The following is a 23,068-nucleotide window of genomic DNA, read 5'->3' as shown; positions in this document are numbered from 1 at the left end:
CGGGTTCGTACTGTCACCCACAGTCACGATTGGAGCCCACCCATGCGCACCCTGAACCGCCGCACCCTCCTCCACGGCGCGGTCGCCGTCGCCGCGCTCGGGGCGGCCCGGGTGCCGACCACCCGGGAGGAGCACCGCGTCGTCGTCATCGGGTCCGGCTTCGGCGGCGGTGTCACGGCGTTGCGGCTCGCGCGGGCCGGGGTGCCCGTCCTGGTGCTCGAACGCGGCCGCCGCTGGCCGACCGGGCCGGACGCCGAGACCTTCCCGCACCCCACGACGTCGCCGGACAAACGGATCTTCTGGCTCGGCTCCGCGCCGTCGCTGCCCGGCCTGCCCTCCCTGCCGCCGTTCGAGCGCTACACCGGGCTGCTGGAGCAGGTGAGCGGCCGGGGCATGAGCATGATGTGCGCCGCGGGCGTCGGCGGCGGCTCGCTGGTCTACCAGGGCATGACGCTGCAGCCGACGGCCGAGCTGTTCCACGCCTGCTTCCCCGAGCGGCTCGACTACGCGCGGCTGGACGCCGAGTACTACCCGCGCGTCGCCCGGATGCTCGGCATCGCGACGGCGCCCGACGCGCTCATTGAGAGCAAGCCGTACACGGCCTCGCGGATCTTCGCCCGCAACGCGCGCAACGCGGGTTACGCCGTCGAGAAGATCCCGATGCCGATCGACTGGGAATACGCGCTGCGCGAGCTCGACGGCGAGATGAAGCCGTCCTACACCAACGGCGACTGCGCGCTCGGGGTCAACAACGGCGGCAAGCACTCGGTCGACGTCACCTACCTCGCCGCCGCCGAGGCGACCGGCCGCTGCACCGTCGCGCCCCTGCACAACGTCACCGACGTCGCCTTGGCCCCGGACGGCCGCTGGGAGATCCGGGTCGACCGCATCGACACGAGCGGCACGGTGCTCGAAAAGAAAGTCCTGACCGCGAAGGCCCTCGTCATGGCCGCCGGGACGGCGAACACGACGCGGCTGCTCATGCGGGCGGGCGCGAAGGGCGACATCCCGGACCTGCCCGACGCGCTCGGCACCGGCTGGGGCACCAACGGCGACCGCATCTACACCTGGACCGACCTCGCCGACGACTTCGGCGCGCCGCAGGGCGGCCCGGTCGTCTACGGCAGCAAGGAGTGGGACGAGCCCGCCACGGCCAACACCGTCATCCAGGCGTCCCTGCCGCCGCTGCCGGACCTGCGCACCACGATGCTCGTCGGCTACGGCGTCAGCACCGGCCGCGGCCGGTTCGTCTACGACTCCGCGGCCGACGACGCCGTCCTGCACTGGCCCTCGACCGCCGACGCGCGGCTGAGCGCCCGCATCCACGAGCGGATCTCCCGCATCGCCGGCCCGCTCGGCGTGCTGCTCGACACGACCGCCGTCGCGCCGAGCACCTGGCACCCGCTCGGCGGCGCCGCGATGGGGGCGGTCTGCGACCTCGAGGGCCGCGTGCTCGGCCACCGGGGCCTCTACGTGCTCGACGGCGCCCTGATGCCGGGGACCACCGCCGCCTGCAACCCGTCGATGACCATCGCCGCGGTCGCCGAGCGCGCGCTCGACCACCTGATCGCCGAAGACGTCGACAACGTCTTCTGAAACCCCTGGGCTCGACGAGGAGTTCCCGTGCGGAGAAACCGTTTCCGGCCGCTGCTGCTGGCGGTCGTCGCGTTGGTGTCGACGATGGGCGCCGCGGTGCCGGACCCGCCGCAAGGCCCGGCCGGTGACGCGTTCTACACGCCACCGAGCCCGCTGCCGGACGGCGCGGACGGCGACGTCGTCTGGTGGCGGCCGCTGCCGGACCAGTCCGGCGCGCGCGGCTACCTCCTGCTGTACCGGTCGCGGTCGGCGACGGACACGCCGATCGCGGTGTCGGGCCGCGTCCTGGTGCCGACGACGCCGTGGACCGGCGCCGGGCCGCGCCCGATCGTCTCGGTGGCCAGCGGGACCCGGGGCATCGGCGACCGCTGCGCGCCGTCGAAGTTCCAGCCGGACTACGAAAAGCCCCTGTTCATCGACGCGATGCTGCGCCGCGGCTGGGCCGTGGCCATCACCGACTACGAGGGCCTCGGCACACCCGGCCTGCACACCTACGTCGTCGGCCGGTCGGAAGGCCACACGGTGATCGACGCGGTCCGCGCGGCCACCCGGCTGCCCGCGGCGGGGCTGGCGGCGGGCGGGCCGGTCGCGTTCTCGGGCTACTCGCAAGGTGGCGGCGGAGCGGCGTGGGCGGGCGAGCTGGCGCCGTCGTACGCGCCCGAGCTGGACGTCGTGGGCATCGCGGCCGGCGGCACCCCCGCGGACCTGGAGGTCGTGGCGAAGAGCCTCGACGGCGGCATCGGGTTCGGCTTCCTGCTGCTGTCGGCGCTGGGCCTGGACGCCGCCTACCCGGAGCTGGACCTGCCCGCCTACCTCAACGAGCGCGGCCAGACGCTGTACGAGACGCAGCAGGACGCCTGCGTCGACGCCGTGTTCGGCTACGCGTTCGGGCACATCGCGGACTACACGACGGCGAACCCGCTCACCACGGCGAAGTGGCAGGCGCGGCTCGCCGAGAACGAGCTGGGCGCGCGCCCGCCGAAGGCCCCGGTCTTCCTGTTCCACGGCAGCCTCGACGAGATCATCCCGCTGTCGCAGGCACAGGCGCTGCGCAGGACCTATTGCGCGGCCGGGGTCGACGTCACGTGGGGCACCTACGTCGGCGAGCACGTGACGACGCTGGCGTTCTCCGCGGGCGACGTCGTGAACTACCTCGGCGACCGGTTCGCGGGCAAGCCCGCACGCTCCAACTGCTGAGCGATTTCCCGGTCGGGGTAAGGCGTTTTGCGGCTATCCCCGTGCAGGGCGACGTAGAAGTCGTTGACGACCACGGCGAGCGGGGCGTAGCGGTGCAGGAACGGGTGCGCGCCCGGCACCGCGCGCCCCGCCGCGCATTCGCGCACCACGCCGTGGACGGCGCGGTAGCCCGTGCCGTCGGCGTGCCGCCGGGCGATCCGGTTGACCAGGTGGGTCAGCACGTAGGCCCGGTCGTGGTCGGCGTGGCGGGCGAGGAAGGCGGCTTCGGCGTCGGAGAGCGCGAAGTCCGGGAACACGGCGAGCCCGAAGTCGGAGAGGTAGAGCCGGTCGCCGTCGGTGAGGATGTTCGCGAAGTGCGCGTCGAAGTGCTGGACGCCCCGCGCGGCGAGGAACTCGGTGATCGCGCGGAGGTCCCGGTGGGCGAGGTCGATCCCGTCGGGGTGGTCGTCGATCCACCGGTCGAGGTTCCCCGGCAGGTGTTCGAGGAACAGCACGAGGTCGGTGGTCGCGTCATCGAGCGCTTCCAGTCGCCGCCGGACGCCGGGGTCGCCGTGCCAGAACGCGACGTCCCGCTCCAGGTCGGTGCGGGGTCGCGGCTGTCCGGGCAGGATCCGCCAGTGGTGCAGGAGCGGGAAGTGCTCGCAGGCGCCGGTGCGCACCCAGTCGCTCGCGGCGCGGTGGGCCGCCAGTTCCCGCCACGCCCCGCCGCCCGCCGAGCCGACGCCGTAGTGCGACCACGGCGGCAGCCCGTACAGATCGGCGGTCGAGCCGTCGTTGCGGCGTTCGACGTCGGTGAGGGCGACGCGTTTGACGAAGACGGGTTCCCCCGCGACCCGCAGCAGCCACGTCGACCCGCCGATCCCGGTGCCCAGCGGGTGCGCGTCGGCCAGGAGGCCGTCCCCGGCTTCGGCCAGTGCCGCGGCGATCTTCTCGTGGCGTGCCAGGCGGGCCGTCACGCGCGCACCAGCGGCAGGTAGACCTCGTCGACGATCTCCACGAGCACGGCGTCGTCCACTGTGGTCAGTCCGCGGGTGAGGTATTCGTTGCGCAGCAGCACGAGCGCGACGGTGGCGACTCGCGGGTGACGCGCCTCCGGTCGCGCCTCGCCACGCGCGATGGCTTTCTCCAGGATCGCGAGCCACGGCTTGGTGCCGCCTTCGGCCGCCTGTTCGTGCAGCTGCCGCCGCAGCTCCGGCTCGTCGCCGACGCCGGTCAGGAGGCCGTGCAGGATCCGGGCGGCGGGGGAGGACTGGCCGCAGTTGATCGCGCGCAGCAGGGTCAGCGCGTCTTCGCGGAGCTCACCGGTGTCGGGCGGGCTCAACTTGGCTTCGGCCAGGTGCCGGTAGGCGGCGACGCCGAGCGCGGCGCGGTTCGGCCAGCGGCGGTAGAGCGCGTTCTTGTTGGTGCCCGCCCGCTGGGCGACGCGCTCCATGGTCAGCCCGGGGTAGCCGGACTCGGCGAGTTCGTCCGCGGCGGCACGCAGGATCGCGTCTTCCAGCTCGGCGCCGCGGCGCCGCGTCCTCTCGGGCATGGGACCCAGCCTAGCGCATCTAGGGTACGGTACGGACCGTACCCTAATTTTGGAGGAGACATGCGCGCCAAGGGCATCGGCTACGACACCGGCTTCGAGCGCGGCGGGAAGTTCAACCGCCCGTTCGACACCGGCCTGGTCCGCCGCGAGCTGGCGGTCATCCGCGACGACCTGCACTGCACGGCGGTGCGGCTGATCGGCACGGACCTCGACCGGATCGAGTTCGCCGCTCGCGAGGCGGCCGCGCTCGGGCTGGAGGTGTGGTTCTCGCCGTTCCCGTGGGACCGCACGCCGGAGGAGATCCTGGACCTGCTCGCCGACGGTGCCGCGCGAGCCGAACGCCTTCGCGTAGCGGGTGCCGAGGTCGTGTTCGTCACCGGGGCCGAGCTGAGCCTGTTCAACCACGGCTTCCTGCCCGGCGACGGCATCGAGGAACGGCTGGGCAACCTCCTCGCCGACCGGGAGCTCCTGACCGGGCTTTCCGAGCAGGTCAACGAGTTCCTGGCCCGGGCGGTGGCCGTGGTCCGCGCCCGGTTCGGCGGCCGCGTCACCTACGCGTCGGTGCCGCTGGAGCGGGTCGACTGGGCGCTGTTCGACATCGTCGCGGTCGACGCGCACCGGTCGAAGGAGGTGGCCGACAGCTACCAGGAGGGCATCCGTTCGCTGGTGGCGGCGGGCAAGCCGGTGGCGATCACGGAGTTCGGCGTGACGCCCTACCGCGGCGCGGCGGACCTCGGCGCCCGGTGCGGCGAGATCGTCGAGTACGACGGCGACGTCCCGGTCCGGCTCAACGGCGCGTACGTCCGCGACGAGGAGGAGCAGGCGCGCTACTTCCGCGAGCTGCTGGCGGTGTTCGAGGCGGAGGGGGTCGACGCGGCGTTCGCGTGCACGTTCGTCTGCTACGGGCTGGTGCACCGGGCCGACCCGCGCGAAGACCTCGACATGGCGAGCTGGGGCGTGGTGAAGGTGCTGGAGAACGGGTCCGGGGACACGTATCCCGGGCTGCCGTGGGAGCCGAAGGCCGCGTTCGGTGCCCTGGCTGACTGTTATGGCTGAGGAATCCGCCGCGAGCTGCTGCTTTGCGCTGACGGCGCGGCTGGCCACCGCGCGGAGTCGGCCGGGGGCCGCGCCGCCACCGCTGCGGGGCCTGATTCGCTCCGGCCGCTCGCTGGCCGGCCACCACCCCTGCGGGCGCCCGCGAGCGGCAGCCACCGCCCGTGTCATGGCGGGAGCCCCGCCTCCAGGGTGACACTGGCGCCATGAAGGTCGTCGACGGGCAGCGCGGTGCCTACCGCCCCGCGGTGACCGTGCCGCCTCCGTTGCGGCGCGGTCCGCTGCTGGTCACCGCCGCTTTCGCGGCCCTCGGCGCTGCCCTCATCCCGGCTGCCGCGGTGCCCGGGATCTGGCGGATCTGGCAGCTCTACGCGATGCTGTTCGGCGCCGTCGCCGCCTTCGAACTCGTCGCCGTCTTCGCCGTTCTGGGGTGGCCGACCCGCAAGACCGCGCGGTCCGGTGCCGTCGCCGCCGCGGCCGGGCTCGGCTTGTGGGTGGTCAGCCGGCCGCTCGGGTTGCTCGCGCGGTTCGATCCCTGGCAACCCGCGGACACCGTCGTCGGCTTCACCGACTACGTCGCCGCTGGGCTGCAGGTCGTCGCGCTGTTCGGCTTCCTCGTCGTCGCGCGGCGGCGGGCGCACCCTCGGCCGTCCGCGCCGCGGCGGGTGTTCGCGTGGATCGTGCTGTTCCCCGTCCTCCTGCTGGTGCTCGCGACCGGCGCGGCGGGCACCGTCGCGGCCGCCGACGGCCTCGCCAGCCCGCGCCCGTCGACGCTGCTCGAGGGCGGCACCGTCGAATACTGCCGTCCCGACGGCGTCCCGCTCGCGATGGACCTCGCCCGGCCGCGCGCGAGCGGGCGTCCGGCCCCGGTGGCGCTGTACCTGCACGGCGGCGGCTTCGTGTTCGGCAACCGCAAGCCGACCGGGCCGGGCGCGCTGCTCACCGGGTCGCGGCCCGGCCCGGTGCGGGACGCCCTCGTTGCCCGCGGCTTCGTCGTCGCGTCGATCGACTACCGCCTCGCCCCGGCCGCCCCCTGGCCGTCGGCGCTCACGGACGCCCGCTGCGCCGTCCGGTTCCTCAAGGCCAACGCGGCCGCTCTCGGCATCGACCCGGCCCGGATCGCCGCGTGGGGCACCGGGACCGGCGGCACGCTGGCGTCGCTGCTCGGCGTCGCCCGGGAGGCCGATGACGCGAGCACGGTCCGCGCGGTGGCGGCCGTCGGCGCTCCGGCGAAGTTCACCGGCACCAGCCTGCCCGAGCGGGCCGCGGTGTTCCTGGCACGCTTCCCGGCGAGCCCGCTGAGCTACCCGGCCGCCGGAGCACCGCCGTTCCTCATCGCCGACGGCGGCCCCGGCTCGGCGGAGTTCGCGGACCGGCTGCGAACGGCGGGAGTTCCCGTGACGGCGACGCCCGACGTGGCGGCGTTCCTGGCCGAGACGGTAAGTTGAGCGCATGAGCGGACGGGCGATCTTCGGCGATCACTCCTACCGCTGCGACTTCTACGGTTGACGAACCCCAGCTCCGGGTCCCTTTCCTTTCAACCGTAAGGACAGTCATGCCTTCATCCGAGCACGCCGGAACGCACTGGGCGCTCAAGCACATGCCCCTGACCGCGGCGGCCGTCGAGGAGTGCGCGCCGGTGCTCACCGGGCGGCGCCTGGCGATGTGCCTGCACGTCGAACCCAAGACCGGCGCCCTGGTCACCCTGCTGGCCCGCGCCGGCGTCGAAATCACGCTGACCGGCTCGCCCGGCACGACCCACGACGACGTCGCGGACGCGCTGCGGGCGCTCGGCGTGCGGGTCCACACGCGCCGCGCCGACGACGAGACCGACCACGCGCGCAACGTCGACGCCGTGCTCGCCCGCGAACCCGACCTCACCCTCGACAACGGCGCCGACCTCACGTTGTCCCTCCTCGCCACCGGCGCGCCCGCCGGATACCTCGGCGGCACCGAGGAAACGACCACCGGCGGCGTGCGGCTGCGGGAGCGGCGCGTCGGCCACCCCGTCGTCGTGATCAACGACTCGCGGCTGAAACTGCTGGTGGAAAACGAGTTCGGCGTCGGCCAGAGCGTCGTGCAGGGATTTCTCAACGCCACCAACCTGATGGTGCCGGGCATGCGCGCGGCGGTGCTCGGCTACGGGCCGTGCGGCAAGGGCGTCGCCGACACGCTGTCCCGGCTCGGCGCGCGCGTCGCGGTGTGCGACCCGGATCCGATGCGGGCTCTGCAGGCCATTTTGGACGGTCACCGTGTCGGGTCGTCGACCGAGGTCCTGGCCGACGCGCGGGCGGTGTTCACCGCGACCGGCGCACCCGGCGTCGTCGGCGCCGCGGAGCTGGCGGCATTGCCCGACGGCGCGCTGCTCGCCGGTGTCGGGCACTTCGCGTGGGAAATCGACGCGGACGCGCTGCGGGCGGTGACAGTTCGCACGGTCGAGTACGGGACGCCGGGCCGCCGCACCGGGCACGTGCTGGCCGACGGCCGCGAGATCGTCGTCCTCGACCGCGGCCGGATGCTCAACCTGACCGCCGCGAACGGGAACTCCGTGCAGGCCATGGATCTCGGGCTCACGCTGCAGGTCCGCAGCCTGGCGGCGGTGGCCGCGGGCGGGCTCGCCGCCGGGGTGCAGCCGGTGCCGTCGCCGGTCGAGCACCGGATCGCGACGGACCTGGTGGCCGCGCTGGCTTGACCTGGAGCGCGCTCCAGGTCATAGCGTGTGGGCAGGCCGACCACACGTCAGGAGAACGTTCCATGGAACTCGGTTTCCACCTCCCCATCTTCGACATCGACGGCGGGACGACCGCCATCGCCGGCGAGCTCGCCCGGGTGGGTGCCGCGGCGGAGGAGGCCGGTGCGACCTGGTTGTCCTTCATGGACCACTACTTCCAGATCGAGCCGACCGGCCTCCCCGCCGAGGCGAACATGCTGGAGGGCTACACGACGCTCGGCTTCCTCGCCGCGCACACGTCCCGGATCGAGCTCGGCCTGCTGGTCACCGGCGTGACCTACCGGCACCCGGGGTTGCTCGCGAAGATCGTCACCACGCTGGACGTCCTTTCGGGCGGCCGGGCCGCGCTCGGCATCGGCGCGGCCTGGTTCGAGCGGGAGCACCGCGGCATGGGCGTGCCGTTCCCGCCGGTCGCCGAACGGTTCGAGCGCCTGGAGGAGACGCTGCGGATCTGCGGGCAGATGTGGGACCCGGCGGACAACGGCCCCTTCGAGGGCAAGCACTACCAGCTCGCCGAAACGCTGTGCTCGCCCCAGCCGATCCACCGCCCGAAGGTGCTGATCGGCGGCAGCGGCGAACGCAAGACGTTGCGGCTGGTCGCGCAGTACGGCGACGCGTGCAACCTCTTCGCGTCGTCGCCCGAGGACGTCGAGCACAAGCTGGACGTGTTGCGCCGCCACTGCGACGACGTCGGCCGCGACTACCGCGAAATCCGCAAGACGGTCTTGGCCAACAACCCGCGTCCGACACCGGAAACCCGCGACGAATTCGTCCGCGCGATGGCGCCGTACGCGAAGCTCGGCATCGAGACGGCGATCATCACCCCGACCACGGGTTCTCCCGCCGCGTGGATCGAGGGAATGGCCCCGGCGGTGCCGCGGCTGGCGGAGCTGACCGCGCACTGAGGGTGAACCACTCGGGTCCCGCCGCCGTGTGCCCTGATGAGGTGGCGACCTGAGAGGAGGGGCTGATGCCCCACGTGCGCACGACCGGACGACACCGCAAGAAGGCGACGATCGGGCTCGCCGCGCTGCTGGGAGTCGCGGGGGCGACCGCGACGGCGATCGCACTGAGCAGCCCGGCGAGCAACGCGGCCACGGAGAGCTGCGGCGGCCTGGACACGGCGCTGCGGAACAACTTGACGTTCATCGCGGGCCAGCAGGCGGCACCGGACGCGCAGTCGAAAGCCCGGATAGCCAACCGCCAGGCGGTGGTGGACCAGCTCGAGCAACGCCGCGAGGCGGCGGGCTGCGAAGCAAAGGTGGCGGCGAACGCGGCGGCGGCCGAATGCGCGGCGGCGGCCAAGGCTGGTGAGGTGGCGGCCGAGGACAAGGCGGCCGGTGGCAAGGCGAAAGCCGAAGACCAGGCGGCGGCCGGGGAGAACGGCGCCGACCAGGGTATGGCGAAGGGGAACGGCAAAGCCAAGCAGAACGGCAAGGCCAAGCAGAACGAGGCAGCCGCCGCCGAAGAAGCCGACGCGGCCGACCAGGCGGCGGCGCAGGCCTGCCAGGTGGTTGAGGAGTGTGTGGCCCAAGCGGCCGCGGCCACGGACGCGAACGGCATGGCCGACCAGGGCATAGCCGAGCAGAACGGCAAGGACAAGAAGCAAGCCGAGGCCGACCAGAACGGCATGGCGGGCCAGCAGGGCATGGCCGATCAGCAGGGGATGGCCAAGCAGAACGGCATGGCCGCCCAGCAGAACATGGCCGACCAGAACGGAAAGGCAGCGCAGGGCAAGGCCGAACAGCAGGGCAAGGCAGACCAGAACGTCGCCGCCCAGGACTGCGCGGCGATCTTGAGCTGCGTCGCCCAGGCCGGGCAAGCCGCCGATCCCGCCGCCGACCACGGCATGGCCGCCGAGCAGAACGGCAGCGCCGACCAGGGCATGGCCGACCAGAACGCCCAGCAGAACGCCAAGGCCGACGAAGCCGCCGCCATCGCGGCGAAATGCGTCGCCGAATCCACCGGCCAGGCCGGAAACGCCACGGCCGAAGTGGTCTGCCCGGGCGAAACCGTCACCCTCTCGGGCGAAAACGGCGCCCCAGCGGCCTCAAGCGACGAGTTCCCCGTCGGCACGATGCTCAAAATCACCAACCTGGACAACGAGAAGTCCGTCACGGTCCCGGTGACCTCGGCCTCCGGCAGCTGCGCACTACTGAACAACGCGGCTTTCGCGCAGATCCGCGAGCAGGGCAAGCAGCTCGTCCGCAACGCGAAGATCGAAAAGGTCGGCTGACCCCAGCGGCCCGGGCCCGGACGACGGGCCCGGGCCGCACCCGAACCGGTGACCGGCGGGAACTCCGGCCCGTCGCTGATCGTTGACGGGGTGGCGCGCAGTAATCTGGTGCGAGCCACCCGACCGACGACAGCACGAGGCTTCAGTGACCACCGATCCGGCCGCCGAGGACCTGCGGGAGGCGGCCGACGAGCTCGCCGTCGCCGGGCAGCTCCCGCGGTTCCTCCTGATGTACAAGTTCGCCATCGAAGAGCTGATGACGAAGCTGCGCATCCTCAGCGAGGAATTCGACTTCGTCCACCGGCACGACCCGATCGAGCACATCACGAGCCGGGTGAAGCGGCCGGAAGCCATCAAGGAGAAGGTGCGCCGCCGCGGGCTCGGCGGTGACTGGGTCTCCGCCGCCGGCGCGCTCGACGACATCGCCGGCATCCGGGTGGTCTGCCCGTTCGTCTCGGACGTCTACGAGGTCGCCCGGATGCTCACCGCGCAGGACGACGTCGAACTGTTGCGCACCAAGGACTACATCACTCAGCCCAAGGCGAACGGCTACCGCAGCCTGCACCTGATCGTCCGCATCCCGGTGTTCCTGTCCGACCGCGTCGAGAAGGTCAAGGTCGAGGTGCAGCTGCGCACCATCGCGATGGACTTCTGGGCCGCGGTGGAGCACAAGCTGTCGTACAAGTACGCCGACAGCGTGCCGTCGGACTTCGCGGGCGAGCCGCCGCCGCGGCCCGGACCGCGGCCGACCTCGACGCCCGCATGGCCGCCCTGCACGAACGCCTCCGCTGACTCACGCCAGCGCGTCGAGCAGGATCCGCAGCCCGAACTCGAACTCCGCTTCGTGGTCGCACACGGCCAGGTACGGCGCCGCCGTGACGACCGCGGGCAGTCCCGACGCCTCGAGGTCGGCGAGGCGACGGCGGTGGCCTTCGGGGTCCGCGCCGCTGAACGTCGGGGCCGCGTTGACCTCGCGCATCAGCGTGCCGATCAGGAACGCCAGCACGGCCCGCAGCCCGTGCACCGCCCGCTCCGGCGGGTAGCCCGCGGCCAGCAGCGGCGCCAGCACGGCCTCGACGGGCGCGAGCGCGGTCAGCGACGCGAGCTGGCGGGTGAGCACGAGCGGCGCCGCGCGCGGGTGGCCGAGCATCGCCGCACGGAAGTCGCGGGCCAGCGCGGCCATCGTCGTGCGCAGGTCCGCGCCCGGCGAGGGCGCGGGGATCGCGGCCAGCAGCACCTCCGCGATCCCGTCGAGCAGCGCGTCCTTGCCGTCGACGTGGTTGTAGAGGCTCATCGGGTCGACGTCGAGCCGGCGCGCGAGCTTCCGCATGCTGACCGCGTCCAAACCCTCTTCGTCGACGAGGTCGAGGGCCGCGCGCAGGATCCGGTCCCGGGAAAGCGGGTCCGCGTCCTTCGGCGGACGGCCACGGCGACGCGGTGCGGTCACAGGGCGGCCGGGAGGTATTCGTAGCCGCGCAGGATGCGGGTCGGGCGGCGACGGCTGCCGGGCAGCAGGCGCAGGCCGGGGAACCGGTCGAAGATCGAGCGCAACCCGATCTCGCCCTCCATCCGGGCCAGCGACGCGCCCAGGCAGTGGTGCCGCCCGGCCCCGAACGAGACGTGGTCCCGGGCACCCGCGCGGGTGACGTCGAAGGTGGCCGGGTCGGCGAAGACCTCCGGGTCGCGGTTCGCGCCGGCCAGGATCGTGGTCACCAGGGCGCCGCGGGGCAGCGGAACCCCGGCGACCTCGGTGTCGCGCGTCGCCAGACGTCCGGTCAGCAGCACCGGCGGGTCGTGCCGCAGCACCTCTTCGACGGCGTTGCCCCACAGCTTCGGCTGCTCGCGCAGGACGGCGAGCTGCTCCGGGTGGCGCGTCAGCAGGGCGATGCCGCTGCCGAGCAGGTTGACCGTCGTCTCGAACCCGGCCGCCAGCACCAGGCCCGCGGTGGCCTTCAGCTCGGCTTCGGTGAGCCCGACGCCGTCGTCCCTGGCCGCGACGAGCTTGCTGAACAGGTCGTCGCCGGGGTGGCGGCGCAGGTGGTCGAGGTGCTCGCCGAGCCACGTGTCGAACTCCGCGAGCGCGGTCTCGACGTCGCGGAACGCGCGCCAGCCCAGGCCGAGGTCGAGGCTCGGCGCGGCCGCCGCGCCCAGGGACAGGACCTTGCCGAGGTCCGCGGGCGGGACGCCGAGGATCTCGCTGATGACGGTGACCGGCAGCAGGCCGCAGTAGGACTCGACGAGGTCGGTCTCGCCGCCCGGCTCGAGCGCGTCGAGCAGGCCGTCCGCGATCTCCTGGACCCGGCCGCGCAGCTGCTCGACGGCGCGCGCGGTGAACACGCCGGTGACGAGCTTGCGGTAGCGCGTGTGCTCGGGCGGGTTGACCGCCAGCAGCGACGGCGGGCGCACCGGGTGCAGGTGCTCGCCCGCCGACCATTCGACGAGCCTGCCCAGCGGGGAGCCGTCGGCGCCGATCACGCCGACGCGGAAGTCGTCGCTGGCGAGCACTTCCCGGACCGCGGCGTGCGTCGTGGTCATCCAGCCGAACCGGGTGCGGGCGAGCGGGCCGTTCGCGCGGACCTCCTCGAACATGGCGGTCAGGTCCCGGCCTTCGGCGGCCGCGACGACCATCCGGCCCTGCAGGTCGCCGCGCCGGGCCTCGCGGCGCAGCACGGTCCGGGGGAGTGCGTGGCCCAGGCTCCACCTGATCACCGGTTTCGCGCGGGCCAGGGCTCCTTCGAGCACGGCGTCCCCTTCCTTCGGCGTGCCTACAGTGTAGGTTATCGTCGAATACCTACGCTGTAGATAAAGGAGCCCGCCGTGCGCGAACTGCCCTCCACTGCGGTCCTCGAGGCCCGGCAGCAGCTGGTGCTCGACCACTTCCGCGACGAGGTCGCCCAGGACTGGGACTCGACGCTGTCGACGTTCCCGCACCCGCACTACGAGCTGGTCGCGACGATGACCGTGCACGACGGCGACCACGCGGTCCGCGGCTACTACCACGACACGCGCGTCGCGTTCCCCGACCAGCACCACGAGCTGATCGCGCTGCGGCACAGCGCCGACGCCGTCATCGCCGAGTTCTGGTTGCTGGGCACGCACCTCGGGCCGTTCGGGAAGATCCCGGCCACCGGGTCCCGCTTCCGCGTGCGGATGACGGCGTACTTCCTCTTCGACACCGACGAGAACCTGGTGTGCGAGCGGATCTACTTCGACACGCTCACGATGCTCAAGCAGCTGGCCGGCGGGGTGGACAAGCGGAACCCGAAGAACTGGCCGCTGCTGGTCAAGCTCGTGCGCGGGCTGCTGGCCATGTCCGGCGAGGCGCCGGATCCGCGGCTGCTCGACACCGCGGAGCCGGACCTCGGGTGAGCCGTCAGCCGCAGCTCCAGCGCAGCGGGCCGTAGTCGCTGCCGGTGGTGCCGTAGACGACGCCGTCGTCGCCGACCACGAACAAGTCCGCGTCGACCCCGTCGGGCACCGGCAGCGCGCCCAGCAGTTCGGTGTCCTGCCAGACGGCGGGCAGGCCGGTGAGGTCGGTCAGGCTGCCCGCGATGAGCCCGTGCGCGTTCACCGCCTCGGCCGTGCCACCCCGCTCGAGCGGCCGCGGGTCGTCCGGGCCGTGCCAGGCGAGGGCGCGCGAGGCCGGCCACGCGTCGACCGCGGTGCCGACCACGACGCCGTTCCGGATCGCGCGCAGGAGCAGGAAGTGATCCTCGCCGGTCAGCGGGATGACCTGCCCGTGGCGCCACAACGAGCCGGGCTTGCCGTCGCGCGGGGCGAGCAGCACGGTGCCGTCGTCGTCGAGGTCGATGCCGGACCCGGCCGGGGTGTCGATCACGAGCGGCCCGGCCGCGAAGGTGGACCAGAGGATGCTCACCGGGTGGCCGTCCGCGGTGGCGCTGCCGCTCGCGAGGACGTCGCCGCGTTCGTTGAGCGCGACGGCCGACTCGACCCGGTAGCCGTCCGGGGTGGGCAGGCGGGTGAGCGTGCCGGGCCCGCGGTGGCCGTCGGCGAAGAGGTAGACGCCGAAGTCGGTCGAGGGCAGGCTGCCGGACAGCAGGACCGTCCCGGCCGAGTTCTCGTCGGCCACGGAGGGGTAGACGAAGTTCGCGAGCGCGGCCGGGATCCGCGGCTGCCCGTCCGTCCAGAGCACCACCCGGGCCATGTTGACGCTCAGGTCGGTGACCGTGCCCGAGTAGCCCCCGTGGCTGTCGGTGCCTTCGACCCTGGTGTAGCGGGCCTCGAACCCGCCGGGTGTCGGAACCTTCTGCACCGTCCAGGTGCACGGTTCGGCCGCGTGGGCGGCCGGGGCCGTGAGGACGGTGCCGAAGGTGAGCGCCGCGAGCGCGGCGGCACGTCGGAACATGCGATCTCCCCCTTGTGTCGCTGAACGCCCGCTGCACGTCCGGCGGCCGCGGCGGGTTGAGCCGGCGGCGGGGGAGTACCCGTTCGGCCTAGCCGAGCGCGGGCCGCCGTTCGCCGTGCGGGGCAAGCAGGACGCCCAGCGCGACCAGCTCGGTGAGCGCCATCCCGCGTTCCACCAGGCCCAGCGGGATGAGCGTCCACCAGCGGCCGCCGTCGACGGCCGCGACCACGACCGCGCCCAGGATCACCGCGAACCAGCCCAGCGACGCGATCGCCAGCAGCGTGGCCAGCCAGCGGCGGCCGGGGGAGCCGGGGAACGCCGTGCGCGCCGCGACCATTACCGCCAGCGGGAGCGCCACGAACGCCACCACGCTCGCGATCCGGTGCAGCGTGCCGCCGAAGTCCGCGCGGGACACCGTCGCCCAGTCCGGCTTGGGGAAAGCCACGATGACCAGCAGCCCGACCGTCCACAATGTACCCAGGATCGCCGCGGGCACCGGCAGCCGCCGCTGCCGCCCGAGCACCGCGAGCCCGGCGGCCGAGCCGAGCGCGACCAGGACCACGGCGAGGTCGAACACCCACTTGTGGTCGGACAGCCCGTACTCGCTGATCGTGCGGCGGGTCGCGCTGATCTCGTCGGTCGGCGGGATGACCTGTAGCAACAGCACCAGGGCGGCGCCGAGGACCAGCGCGGCGAGACCCGTCAGGGAGACCGCGACCGAGACCCGTCGCGCGGGGACCGTGACCATGTTCCGACAGTAGCCGACCGGCGGTTGAACTCCCGGTGAAAAGGGCCGTCCGGGCAGCCGGAAGGCGGTCGGGCTGTACGACTTACGGCGGTTACCGCAGCCGGATTTCCTCCATTATGGTCACTCGCTACCGGTACGTCCGTGGTGCCGGCCTCGGTCAAGGAGGTCCATTCCTGTGGGGAATTCACCAAGACGACTGGTGCTGCTGGCTTCGGCCGTGGCACTGGCCGGAACGTTCGTCGCGCTACCGACCGGTACCGCGGTCGCGGCGCAGAACATCCTGCGCGCCGACAAGTCGGTACCGCGCTCCTGCTTCGCGAAAGTGCTGCCCAAGGGCACCGCGGGCACCGACCGCCGCGAGCTGACGTCCACCGTGGACGGTCTGGTCCAGGCCCGGCTGAAGGCCGCGACGGCCACCGAGGGCGACTGGGACGTCGCCGTCTTCGACAAGGCGACCGGTGCCGTGGTCGCCGCCTCCACCGCGTTGCGCTCCCACGAACTCGCCGAGAGTTTCGTGAAGAAGGGTCAGGAACTCGTCGTCCAGGGCTGCCGCTACGGCGGCTCGGCCGACCGGGTCCAGCTCGGCGTCGACTTCCTGGCGCTGACGCCGCAGGGCACGCCGACCGGCACCGCCGCGGCGCCGTCGCGGGCGGAGCTCGTCCGCGTCGAGACGCCGACGCGTGCCGACAAGAACAAGCTGACCGCGCTCGGCCTCGACGTCACCGAGAAGGGCGACGCGACCGGCGTCGAGGTCGTGCTGGCCGACGACGCCGACCGCAAGACGCTGAAAGACAGCGGTTTCAAGTCGAAGGTGATCGAAGCCGACCTGTCGGCGAAGTCGGTGCGGGACGCGAAGACCGACCGCCAGTACGCCGCCGCGACCGCCGCCTCGGCGCTGCCGTCCGGGCGCACCAGCTACCGGCACCTCTACGACTACAACTACGAGCTCAAGGAGCTGGCCCGCAAGAACCCGGGCCTGGTCTCGGCGTTCACCATGCCGGAGTCGACGTGGGAAGGCCGCGACGTCGTCGGCGTCGAAATCGCCACCGACGTCAAGAACATCACCGACGGCAAGCCGGTGAACTTCACCATGGGCGTGCACCACGCGCGGGAGTGGCCGGCCGGCGAGCACGTCATGGAATGGGCGTACGAGCTGGTCAACGGCTACGCGCACGACGCGGCGATCCGCGGCATGGTCGGCAAGACGCGCAACATCGTCGTGCCGATCATCAACCCGGACGGCTTCGAGATCTCCCGCGAGGCCGAGCCCAAGGGCGACTTCACGCGCTTCGACTACGAGATGAAGCGCAAGAACTGCAACGTCAACGACTCGCCGCCGCAGTACGCGACCGGCGTGTGCAAGGCGAACCCGGGCGGGCGCGTCCGCGGCACCGACCCCAACCGCAACTACGCGGGCTTCTGGGGCGGCAACGGCGCCGAGCTGTCCTGGAGCGGTGACACCTTCCGCGGGTCCGCGCCGTTCAGCGAGCCCGAGGTGCGCAACGTGCGCTCGATCGTGTCCTCGCGCCAGGTGACCAACCTGCTGACGATGCACACCGTCGCCGCGCTGGTGCTGCGCCCGCCGGGCGTGGCCGACGTCCGCCCGCCGCTGGAGGAGCCGGCCTACAAGGCCCTCGGCGACAAGCTGGCCTCGCGCAACGGCTACACGAGCGAGCCGAGCTGGGCGCTCTACGACACCACCGGCACCACCGAAGACTGGTCGTACTGGGCCACCGGTGGCTGGGGCTTCACCATCGAGGTCGGCGGCAACGGCTTCCACGGCCCCTACGCCGACAGCGTCGTCGCCGAGTACGAGGGCCTGGCCCCCGCGGCCGGCGCCGGCAAGGGCGGCAACCGCCAGGCGTTCCTGGACATGCTGGGCAACGCGGCCGACCCGCAGCAGCACTCGACGCTGATCGGCTCGGCGCCGAAGGGCTACCAGCTCAAGCTGCACAAGACGTTCCAGACGCCGACGTCGCCGGTGATCCAGCCCGACGGCTCCACCATGCCGCCGATCTACGTCACCGACGACCTGAACTCGAAGCTCACCTCGACCGGCGGCCGGTTCGCCTGGTCGGTCAACCCGTCGACCCGGCCGTACGTGGCCGGCCGGTACGGGCGCGACCCGCAGGGCCCGGCGCAGCAGGGCTTCGCGGTCGCCAACCCGCCGGGTGTCCCCGCCATCAACCAGAACTACCCGGCGGACGCGACGGCGGAGAGCTTCACCTTCCACGTCGACGGCCTGCCGAAGGTGGACAACGGGAAGTTCAGCGTCAACATCAACTGGGCGAACACCGCCACCGACTGGGACCTGTTCGTCTACGACTCGGCGGGCAACTTGGTCAGCTCGTCGGCGAACGGCGGCACCACTTCCGAGCACGCGGTGCTGTTCGACCCGCCGGCCGGCGACTACACGGCCGTGGTGGTCAACTACGACCAGGCCGACCCGAACGCCGTCGACGACTGGACCGGTGACGTGTCGTTCGCGTCCCCGACCCCGCCGACGTACGGGACGAAGGAGGCCTACCAGCTGACCTGCTCGACGCCGAACGGCAAGCTGGTCGGCGTGGCGGACGTGTTCGTCGACCGCGGCCAGACGGTCGACGTCGGCGAGGTCTGTACCCGCTCCGCGCAGTCGCAGAAGCTGCGCGCTTCGGGCGGCGTCCGGTAGTTCGCTGTTCATGAGGGGCGCCTTCATGCCATGAAGGCGCCCCTCATGGCGTCAAGGCGAGGGCGAGGCCCAGGACGACCAGAACGGTGCCCACGACGCGGTTGAGAGCCGGTTTCGCGTGGGCGTACCAGCGTTGCGTGGCGGGGGAGGAGAAGAGCAGGGCGACGCTCAGGTGCCACGCGCTCGAGGCGGCGACGATCAGGAGGACGGCGGCGGCTTTGACGGCCGTCGGTTCGGCCGGCGGGAGCGTCGCGGTGAGCACGCTGCCGAAGAAGGCCGCGGCCTTCGGGTTCGTCAGGTTGCTGAGCACGCCGCGGCGGAACGCGCCGCGGTGGCTTTCGGGCGGGGCGGCGTCGGGAGCGCGGACGCGCAACCACATCCGCACGCCGAGCCAGGCGAGGTAGGCCCCGCAGGTGATCCGCAGGGCGGTGGCCAGCCACGGCGTGTGCGCCAGCAGCGTGCCCAGCCCGAAGACCGCGACGGCGGCCAGCGCCCCGCCCGCGGCGACCACGCCGAGCGCGACCGCCACCGCGGCCCGGCGCGTCCCGGCCGCGGCGGTGTGCGCGATGAGCACGAAGTTGGGGCCGGGGGAGACGGCGGCCGGCAGGTAGGCCAGCAGCACCGTGCCGAGCGTGGCGGCGGGGTTCACGCCGCGCGGCCGCCTCCGCCGACGACCTGGTCGCGCAGGGCCCGCAGCGTCTGGTGGTCCACAGTGGACGGATCGGCGGCCAGCCATTCGCCGATCTCGTGCAGGAACTCCTCCGGCGTCATCGGCGCGGCGGGCAGGTCGCCGGGGTCGGCCGTGGTCAGCGCGCCGCTGCGGCTCGGGTACACGATCATCACCCCGCGCAGCGCTACCCCGGGCAGCAGGTCGCGGTAGGCGGCGAGGCTCTCGGTGAGCCGGCTGCCGCCGCCGCGGAACGGCCTGCCGTTGCGCAGCAGCCTGCCGTCCTCGGCCGTCTCGTAGTGGCCGGGCAGCCACAGCTTCGACTCGATCAGCACCAGCCGCTTCCCGCACAGCACGGCGTGGTCGACGTCGGCGAACACCGAGCCGGGCCAGGCGAGCCCGTGGAAGATCCGGGCGCCGGGCAGCCGCGTCAGGTAGCCCTCGAGCAGGTCGGCGGTGAGGCGCTCGGCCAGCTCGTCGCGCTCGGTGCCGGGCGTGCCGAAGACCGTGCGGCCGCCGAACTCCTCCGCGTACGCCTCGCGCGCCTTGCTCGCGCGCAGGTAACCGCGGGCCAGCCGCTGGACCAGCAGCGCGGTGCCGGCGGTGAGCAAAAGCCAGACGATGAGCACCGGCGTGCTGAACCCGACCCCGGTGACCAGGGGCAGCAGCACGAGCACCATCCCGGCCACCGCGGCGACCGCCGGGGCGTGCCCCGGGCCGCGACGGCGGCCGTGGCGCATCCGCGTGTCCTCGCCGGCGAAGTGCCACCAGCTCAGGTCCTCGGCGTCGAGGTCGGGCAGGTCGGGGACGAAGCCGGGCTCGTCGCCGAAGCGCCGCCGGGGCCGCGGCCGGACGGGGACCGGGACCACGGTCGCGCCGCCGGAGTCGTAGCGGGCGCGGGCGATCGGGTCGCCCAGGACCTCGTAGGCCTCGCGGAGCAGCCGGAACGTGCCGACGGTGCCGCCGCCGTCGGGGTGCATGGTCTTCGCCAGCCGGCGGTAGGCCGTCTTGACGTCGGCCGCCGTGGCGTCCCGGCGGACGCCGAGCACCTCGTAGTAGTCGACCTCGGGCACGCTGGCGTTCACCTCCGGATGGCTGCGCGAAGACTTTATGGGGTCGGGTTTCGGGGCGTCGCACCGCCTCCGCGGCACGCCAGGGTGACGGTCCTCCGGCGCAGGTCAGTGCCGTGTCCGGAGTTTTACCGCTGCCGGGGCCGGGTTCGCTGCTCCCCGGTCGGCGGCGTATTCGTGCGCGTGACGGGGTCTTGGCGGCGGTGGGCGGGGTGTTTGCGGTGCTCTTCCAGTGTCCATTGAGGACTGTTGGTCACTCGGAAGTGTTGCTGCGTCGCGGATCGCGGATCTCTTCGTGACATTCCGTAAGGAGAATTCACCTGAACGGATGGGAACAGATGTTCGAATCTGCGGCTACGATGGACCCATGTCCCCGGCACCCCACAGACGTGACGGGCCCACCGCCACCCCACCTCGGCAGCGGGCCCGTCACCCCCGTCACCGCTCGCGCAGCAGGAAGCGCTGGAGCTTCCCGCTCGCGTTGCGGGGCAGCGCGTCGATGAACCGCACCCGGCGCGGGTACTTGTACGGCGCGGCAACGGCTTTGGCGTGCTCCTGCAGGGCGTGCACGACGTCCGGGCCGGGCGTGACGCCGGCGCGCAGCACGACGAAGGCGGTCACGACCGCGCCCCGGTCCGGGTCGGGCGTGCCGACGACCGCGCACTCCTCGACGTCCGGGTGCGTCAGCAGCACCTCTTCGACCTCGGGAGCCGCGATGTTGTAGCCGGAAGACACGATCATGTCGTCGCTGCGCGCCACGAACCGGAAGTACCCGTCGGGTTCGCGGACGTAGGTGTCGCCGGTCATGTTCCAGCCGTCGCGGACGTAGTCGGCCTGGCGCGGGTCCTCGAGGTAGCGGCAGCCGGTGGGGCCCTTGACGGCGAGCAGGCCGGGCGTGCCGTCGGGCACGGGCGTGCCGTCGACGTCCAGCACGGCGGCCCGGAAGCCGGGCACCACGGTGCCGGTCGTGCCGGGGCGGGCGGCTTCGTCGGCCGCGGAGATGAACACGTGCAGCATCTCCGTGCTGCCGATGCCGTCGATGAGCGGACGGCCGACGACCTCGCGGTACCGCTCGGCCACGGCGGCGGGCAGGGCCTCCCCGGCGGACACGGCGCGGCGCACGCCGGCCAGCAGGGGGCCGTCGCCCGAGCCGAGGATCGCGCGGTAGGCGGTCGGGGCGGTGAACAGCACGGTCACCGCCTGCTCGGCGACGATCGAAGCCAGCTCCTTGGGCGTGGCGCGTTCCAGCAGGAGCACGGAGGCGCCCACGCGCAGCGGGAACACCAGCAGGCCGCCCAGGCCGAAGGTGAAGGCCAGGGGCGGGGTGCCGCAGAAGACGTCGGCCGGCTCCGGTCGCACGACGTGCCGGGAGAACGTGTCGGCGATGGCGAGCAGGTCGCGGTGGAAGTGCATGGTCGCCTTGGGTGTCCCGGTGGTGCCGGAGGTGAAGGCGAGCAGGGCGACGTCGTCGGCGGCGGTGGGCACGTCGGCGAAGGTCGCCGGGTGGCGGGCGCAGCGTTCGGCGAGTTCGGTGCCGTAGGCGACGGTCGGCAGTCCGGGCGGAAGCTCGTCGAGCAGGCGCTCGTCGCACAGGACGACGCTCGGCCGCGCCCGGTCGACGATCTTGTCGAGCTCGTGGCGGCGCAGCATCGGCATCGTCGTCACGGCGACCGCCCCGGCCTTGAGCACGCCCAGCCAGCAGGCGGCGAGCCACGGGGTGTTGGTGCCGCGCAGCAGCACGCGGTTGCCCGGCACGACCCCGAGCTCGGCGGTGAGCACGTGCGCGATCCGGTTGGCCCGGGTCAGCACCTCGCCGTAGGTCCACGACTCGTGGAGCGAGCGCAGGCAGGGCCGGTCCGGGCCGAGGCGGGCGACGGTGTCGTCGAGCAGTGCCGTCGCGGCGTTGAGCCGGTCCGGGTAGTGCAGCTCCGGCAGGTCGAAGACCAGCTCGGGCCACTGCCGCTCGGGCGGCAGCCGGTCGCGGCAGAACGAGTCGGTGTGAGCGCTGGGAGTAAGCCTCATCGCAGCTCCTCGGGTCGGCCTGCACCACGAGGAACGTAGCACTCGTTGCGACCGTCCAAAAGACGCTATGTCGGATCGATGACGGCGACGACGGAAAAGCGATGTCAGGGCCGGGCGTCCGCCCGCACCTCGGGTTCGGCCGGGGCTGAGTCGTGTGCGCGGCGCAGGGGGATCGCGCAGCCGAGGGCGAGGGTGGCGATGGAGCCCCAGAACAGGGCGGCGACCCAGGCACCGCGCGGAGTGGCGAGGCTCAGCGCCGGGGAGATCAGCGTGCTCGAGACGGCCCAGGCGGGCACGGCCACGAGGGCGACCACCCCGAGGAGGACGCGAAGCCAGACCGCGCCCCGCCCGGCGATGGCGTAGCCGCCCGCCATGCCGAAGAGCGGCAGGGCGAGGGCCCCGCCGCCGAGGCCGTCGCTGAACGGGACCTCACCGGCCATGATCGTGGTGAAGGTTTCGGGAGCGACGATCACGGCAAGGGGAAAGGCGAGGGGCGCGGCAACGAGCCACCGATGACGGCGGGTGTGCCAGGCCCAGCCGAAGAGCACCCCGGTGACGACGCCGGGCAGCAGGATCTGGACGAAGGTGCCGTACCAGTGCACGGCGGATTCCGCCCCGGCGACTTCGACCATCATCCCGCGCAACCCGGCGGCCCAGGTAAGGCCCGCCACACCACCGACGGCGGGCGGGCCCCAGGCGCGGCTCATCGCGCGAGCGCGCGTTCCCGCGCACCACTGACGAGCAGCCCGACGCCGACAACGGTGAGGACGAGCAACCCGGCGGCGAGCATCCGCGCCCAGGCCGGGGCGTCGACGAAGAAGGCGGGGATGGAGAGCAGCGCGGAGAGAAGGCGGGAAGCGACAAGGGTGACCTGCCCGGCCCGGTTCCCCCGCCAGGCGGGAACAGCGGCGGCCAGGGTGGCAAGGCCGAAAACGCCACCGAGAACGACGACAACAGCGGGCGGCGCACCATCCATGTTGATACCGGCGACACCGACGACATCGGCCAGGCCGAGAACGAGGCAGAGGACATAGCCGGTGGTGAAGACGGGCGAGCGGGACATGGTTTCCTCCTCGAGTTCCGAACGGCTTCCAGATTCGGCCGGAGAAGGAGTGGAAACCACGACGCGCACCCACCGAGCGCTCACCGTTCAGCCGCCGAGCGTGGGTGCGGGGCGAGG

General features: G+C 72.7%; 20 protein-coding genes and 1 pseudogene. 10 read left to right on the top strand and 11 right to left on the bottom strand.

Annotated elements, in window-relative coordinates:
* Positions 1 to 42: 42 nt before the first annotated feature.
* Positions 43 to 1,596: a GMC oxidoreductase gene (locus QP939_RS44265; RefSeq protein ID WP_285452815.1), complete on the top strand. Its 1,554-nt coding sequence runs from the start codon at positions 43 to 45 to the stop codon at positions 1,594 to 1,596.
* Between the two features lie 27 nt (positions 1,597 to 1,623).
* Positions 1,624 to 2,793, top strand: coding sequence for a lipase family protein (locus QP939_RS44260; RefSeq protein ID WP_285452814.1), 1,170 nt, complete (start codon positions 1,624 to 1,626; stop codon positions 2,791 to 2,793).
* Here the strand turns inward: QP939_RS44260 and QP939_RS44255 are convergent.
* Positions 2,745 to 3,749: a protein kinase family protein gene (locus QP939_RS44255; RefSeq protein ID WP_285452813.1), complete on the bottom strand. Its 1,005-nt coding sequence runs from the start codon at positions 3,747 to 3,749 to the stop codon at positions 2,745 to 2,747. The two genes, QP939_RS44260 and QP939_RS44255, sit on opposite strands and share 49 nt — an antisense overlap.
* Entirely contained in the window at positions 3,746 to 4,324 is a 579-nt protein-coding gene (locus QP939_RS44250; RefSeq protein WP_285452812.1) for a TetR/AcrR family transcriptional regulator, read from the bottom strand. The genes QP939_RS44255 and QP939_RS44250 overlap by 4 nt, the downstream gene beginning before the upstream one ends.
* Before the next feature lie 60 nt (positions 4,325 to 4,384).
* Here QP939_RS44250 and QP939_RS44245 point away from each other — a divergent pair, with 60 nt between their 5' ends.
* The 6 genes and pseudogenes from QP939_RS44245 to QP939_RS44220 all read left to right on the top strand — a co-directional run bounded on the left by QP939_RS44245 (position 4,385) and on the right by QP939_RS44220 (position 11,136).
* The gene (locus QP939_RS44245; RefSeq protein WP_285452811.1) at positions 4,385 to 5,380 is read left to right on the top strand and encodes a glycoside hydrolase family 113 protein; all 996 of its coding nucleotides are present in this window, start codon (positions 4,385 to 4,387) and stop codon (positions 5,378 to 5,380) included.
* A 203-nt stretch (positions 5,381 to 5,583) separates the two neighbouring features.
* Positions 5,584 to 6,825: an alpha/beta hydrolase gene (locus tag QP939_RS44240; protein WP_285452810.1), complete on the top strand. Its 1,242-nt coding sequence runs from the start codon at positions 5,584 to 5,586 to the stop codon at positions 6,823 to 6,825.
* 107 nt (positions 6,826 to 6,932) lie between these two features.
* Positions 6,933 to 8,069, top strand: coding sequence for an adenosylhomocysteinase (locus tag QP939_RS44235; protein WP_285452809.1), 1,137 nt, complete (start codon positions 6,933 to 6,935; stop codon positions 8,067 to 8,069).
* Positions 8,070 to 8,131: 62 nt separating this feature from the next.
* Positions 8,132 to 9,013, top strand: coding sequence for an LLM class F420-dependent oxidoreductase (locus QP939_RS44230; protein WP_285452808.1), 882 nt, complete (start codon positions 8,132 to 8,134; stop codon positions 9,011 to 9,013).
* 65 nt (positions 9,014 to 9,078) lie between these two features.
* Positions 9,079 to 10,344 (top strand): RlpA-like double-psi beta-barrel domain-containing protein, encoded by a 1,266-nt coding sequence (locus QP939_RS44225; protein ID WP_285452807.1) that lies wholly within the window; start codon positions 9,079 to 9,081, stop codon positions 10,342 to 10,344.
* A 145-nt stretch (positions 10,345 to 10,489) separates the two neighbouring features.
* Positions 10,490 to 11,136, top strand: a pseudogene (locus tag QP939_RS44220) (GTP pyrophosphokinase).
* Between the two features lies 1 nt (position 11,137).
* On the opposite strand, the gene QP939_RS44215 reads toward QP939_RS44220, so the two are convergent.
* Positions 11,138 to 11,791 carry a TetR/AcrR family transcriptional regulator C-terminal domain-containing protein gene (locus QP939_RS44215; protein ID WP_285452806.1) on the bottom strand — a complete coding sequence of 218 codons (654 nt, stop codon included), beginning with the start codon at positions 11,789 to 11,791 and terminating at the stop codon, positions 11,138 to 11,140.
* Positions 11,788 to 13,086 (bottom strand): cytochrome P450, encoded by a 1,299-nt coding sequence (locus tag QP939_RS44210; protein WP_285452805.1) that lies wholly within the window; start codon positions 13,084 to 13,086, stop codon positions 11,788 to 11,790. Before QP939_RS44210 ends, QP939_RS44215 begins: the two co-directional genes overlap by 4 nt.
* 75 nt (positions 13,087 to 13,161) lie before the next feature.
* Between QP939_RS44210 and QP939_RS44205 the strand changes: the two genes are divergently transcribed.
* Positions 13,162 to 13,713, top strand: a complete 552-nt coding sequence (locus QP939_RS44205; protein WP_285452804.1) for an ester cyclase — start codon at positions 13,162 to 13,164, stop codon at positions 13,711 to 13,713.
* Positions 13,714 to 13,717: 4 nt separating this feature from the next.
* Here the strand turns inward: QP939_RS44205 and QP939_RS44200 are convergent, their stop codons facing one another.
* Together QP939_RS44200 and QP939_RS44195 are read right to left on the bottom strand one after the other, a co-directional pair.
* Complete coding sequence (locus QP939_RS44200; RefSeq protein ID WP_285452803.1) at positions 13,718 to 14,710, bottom strand: hypothetical protein; 993 nt, start codon at positions 14,708 to 14,710, stop codon at positions 13,718 to 13,720.
* Positions 14,711 to 14,798: 88 nt separating this feature from the next.
* Entirely contained in the window at positions 14,799 to 15,458 is a 660-nt protein-coding gene (locus QP939_RS44195; protein ID WP_285452802.1) for a DUF998 domain-containing protein, read from the bottom strand.
* A gap of 199 nt (positions 15,459 to 15,657) precedes the next feature.
* Between QP939_RS44195 and QP939_RS44190 the strand changes: the two genes are divergently transcribed.
* On the top strand, positions 15,658 to 18,129 hold the full coding sequence (locus QP939_RS44190) for a M14 family zinc carboxypeptidase (protein ID WP_285452801.1): 2,472 nt from the start codon (positions 15,658 to 15,660) through the stop codon (positions 18,127 to 18,129).
* A gap of 43 nt (positions 18,130 to 18,172) precedes the next feature.
* On the opposite strand, the gene QP939_RS44185 is transcribed toward QP939_RS44190, so the two are convergent.
* The 5 genes from QP939_RS44185 to QP939_RS44165 form a co-directional block, all read right to left on the bottom strand.
* A complete protein-coding gene (locus QP939_RS44185; RefSeq protein WP_285452800.1) occupies positions 18,173 to 18,778 on the bottom strand; it encodes a LysE family transporter in 606 nt (201 codons plus the stop codon).
* The gene (locus QP939_RS44180) at positions 18,775 to 19,869 is read right to left on the bottom strand and encodes a J domain-containing protein (protein ID WP_285452799.1); all 1,095 of its coding nucleotides are present in this window, start codon (positions 19,867 to 19,869) and stop codon (positions 18,775 to 18,777) included. Before QP939_RS44180 ends, QP939_RS44185 begins: the two co-directional genes overlap by 4 nt.
* Before the next feature lie 435 nt (positions 19,870 to 20,304).
* On the bottom strand, positions 20,305 to 21,888 hold the full coding sequence (locus tag QP939_RS44175; protein WP_285452798.1) for an AMP-binding protein: 1,584 nt from the start codon (positions 21,886 to 21,888) through the stop codon (positions 20,305 to 20,307).
* 104 nt (positions 21,889 to 21,992) lie between these two features.
* On the bottom strand, positions 21,993 to 22,595 hold the full coding sequence (locus QP939_RS44170) for a hypothetical protein (RefSeq protein ID WP_285452797.1): 603 nt from the start codon (positions 22,593 to 22,595) through the stop codon (positions 21,993 to 21,995).
* Positions 22,592 to 22,951: an effector-associated constant component EACC1 gene (locus QP939_RS44165; RefSeq protein WP_285452796.1), complete on the bottom strand. Its 360-nt coding sequence runs from the start codon at positions 22,949 to 22,951 to the stop codon at positions 22,592 to 22,594. Before QP939_RS44165 ends, QP939_RS44170 begins: the two co-directional genes overlap by 4 nt.
* Positions 22,952 to 23,068: the final 117 nt, after the last annotated feature.

This window comes from Amycolatopsis nalaikhensis (assembly GCF_030264295.1).
Lineage (GTDB): Bacteria > Actinomycetota > Actinomycetes > Mycobacteriales > Pseudonocardiaceae > Amycolatopsis > Amycolatopsis nalaikhensis.
Note: the sequence above shows the minus strand (reverse complement) of the source record. Positions and strands in the feature narration are given on the sequence as shown.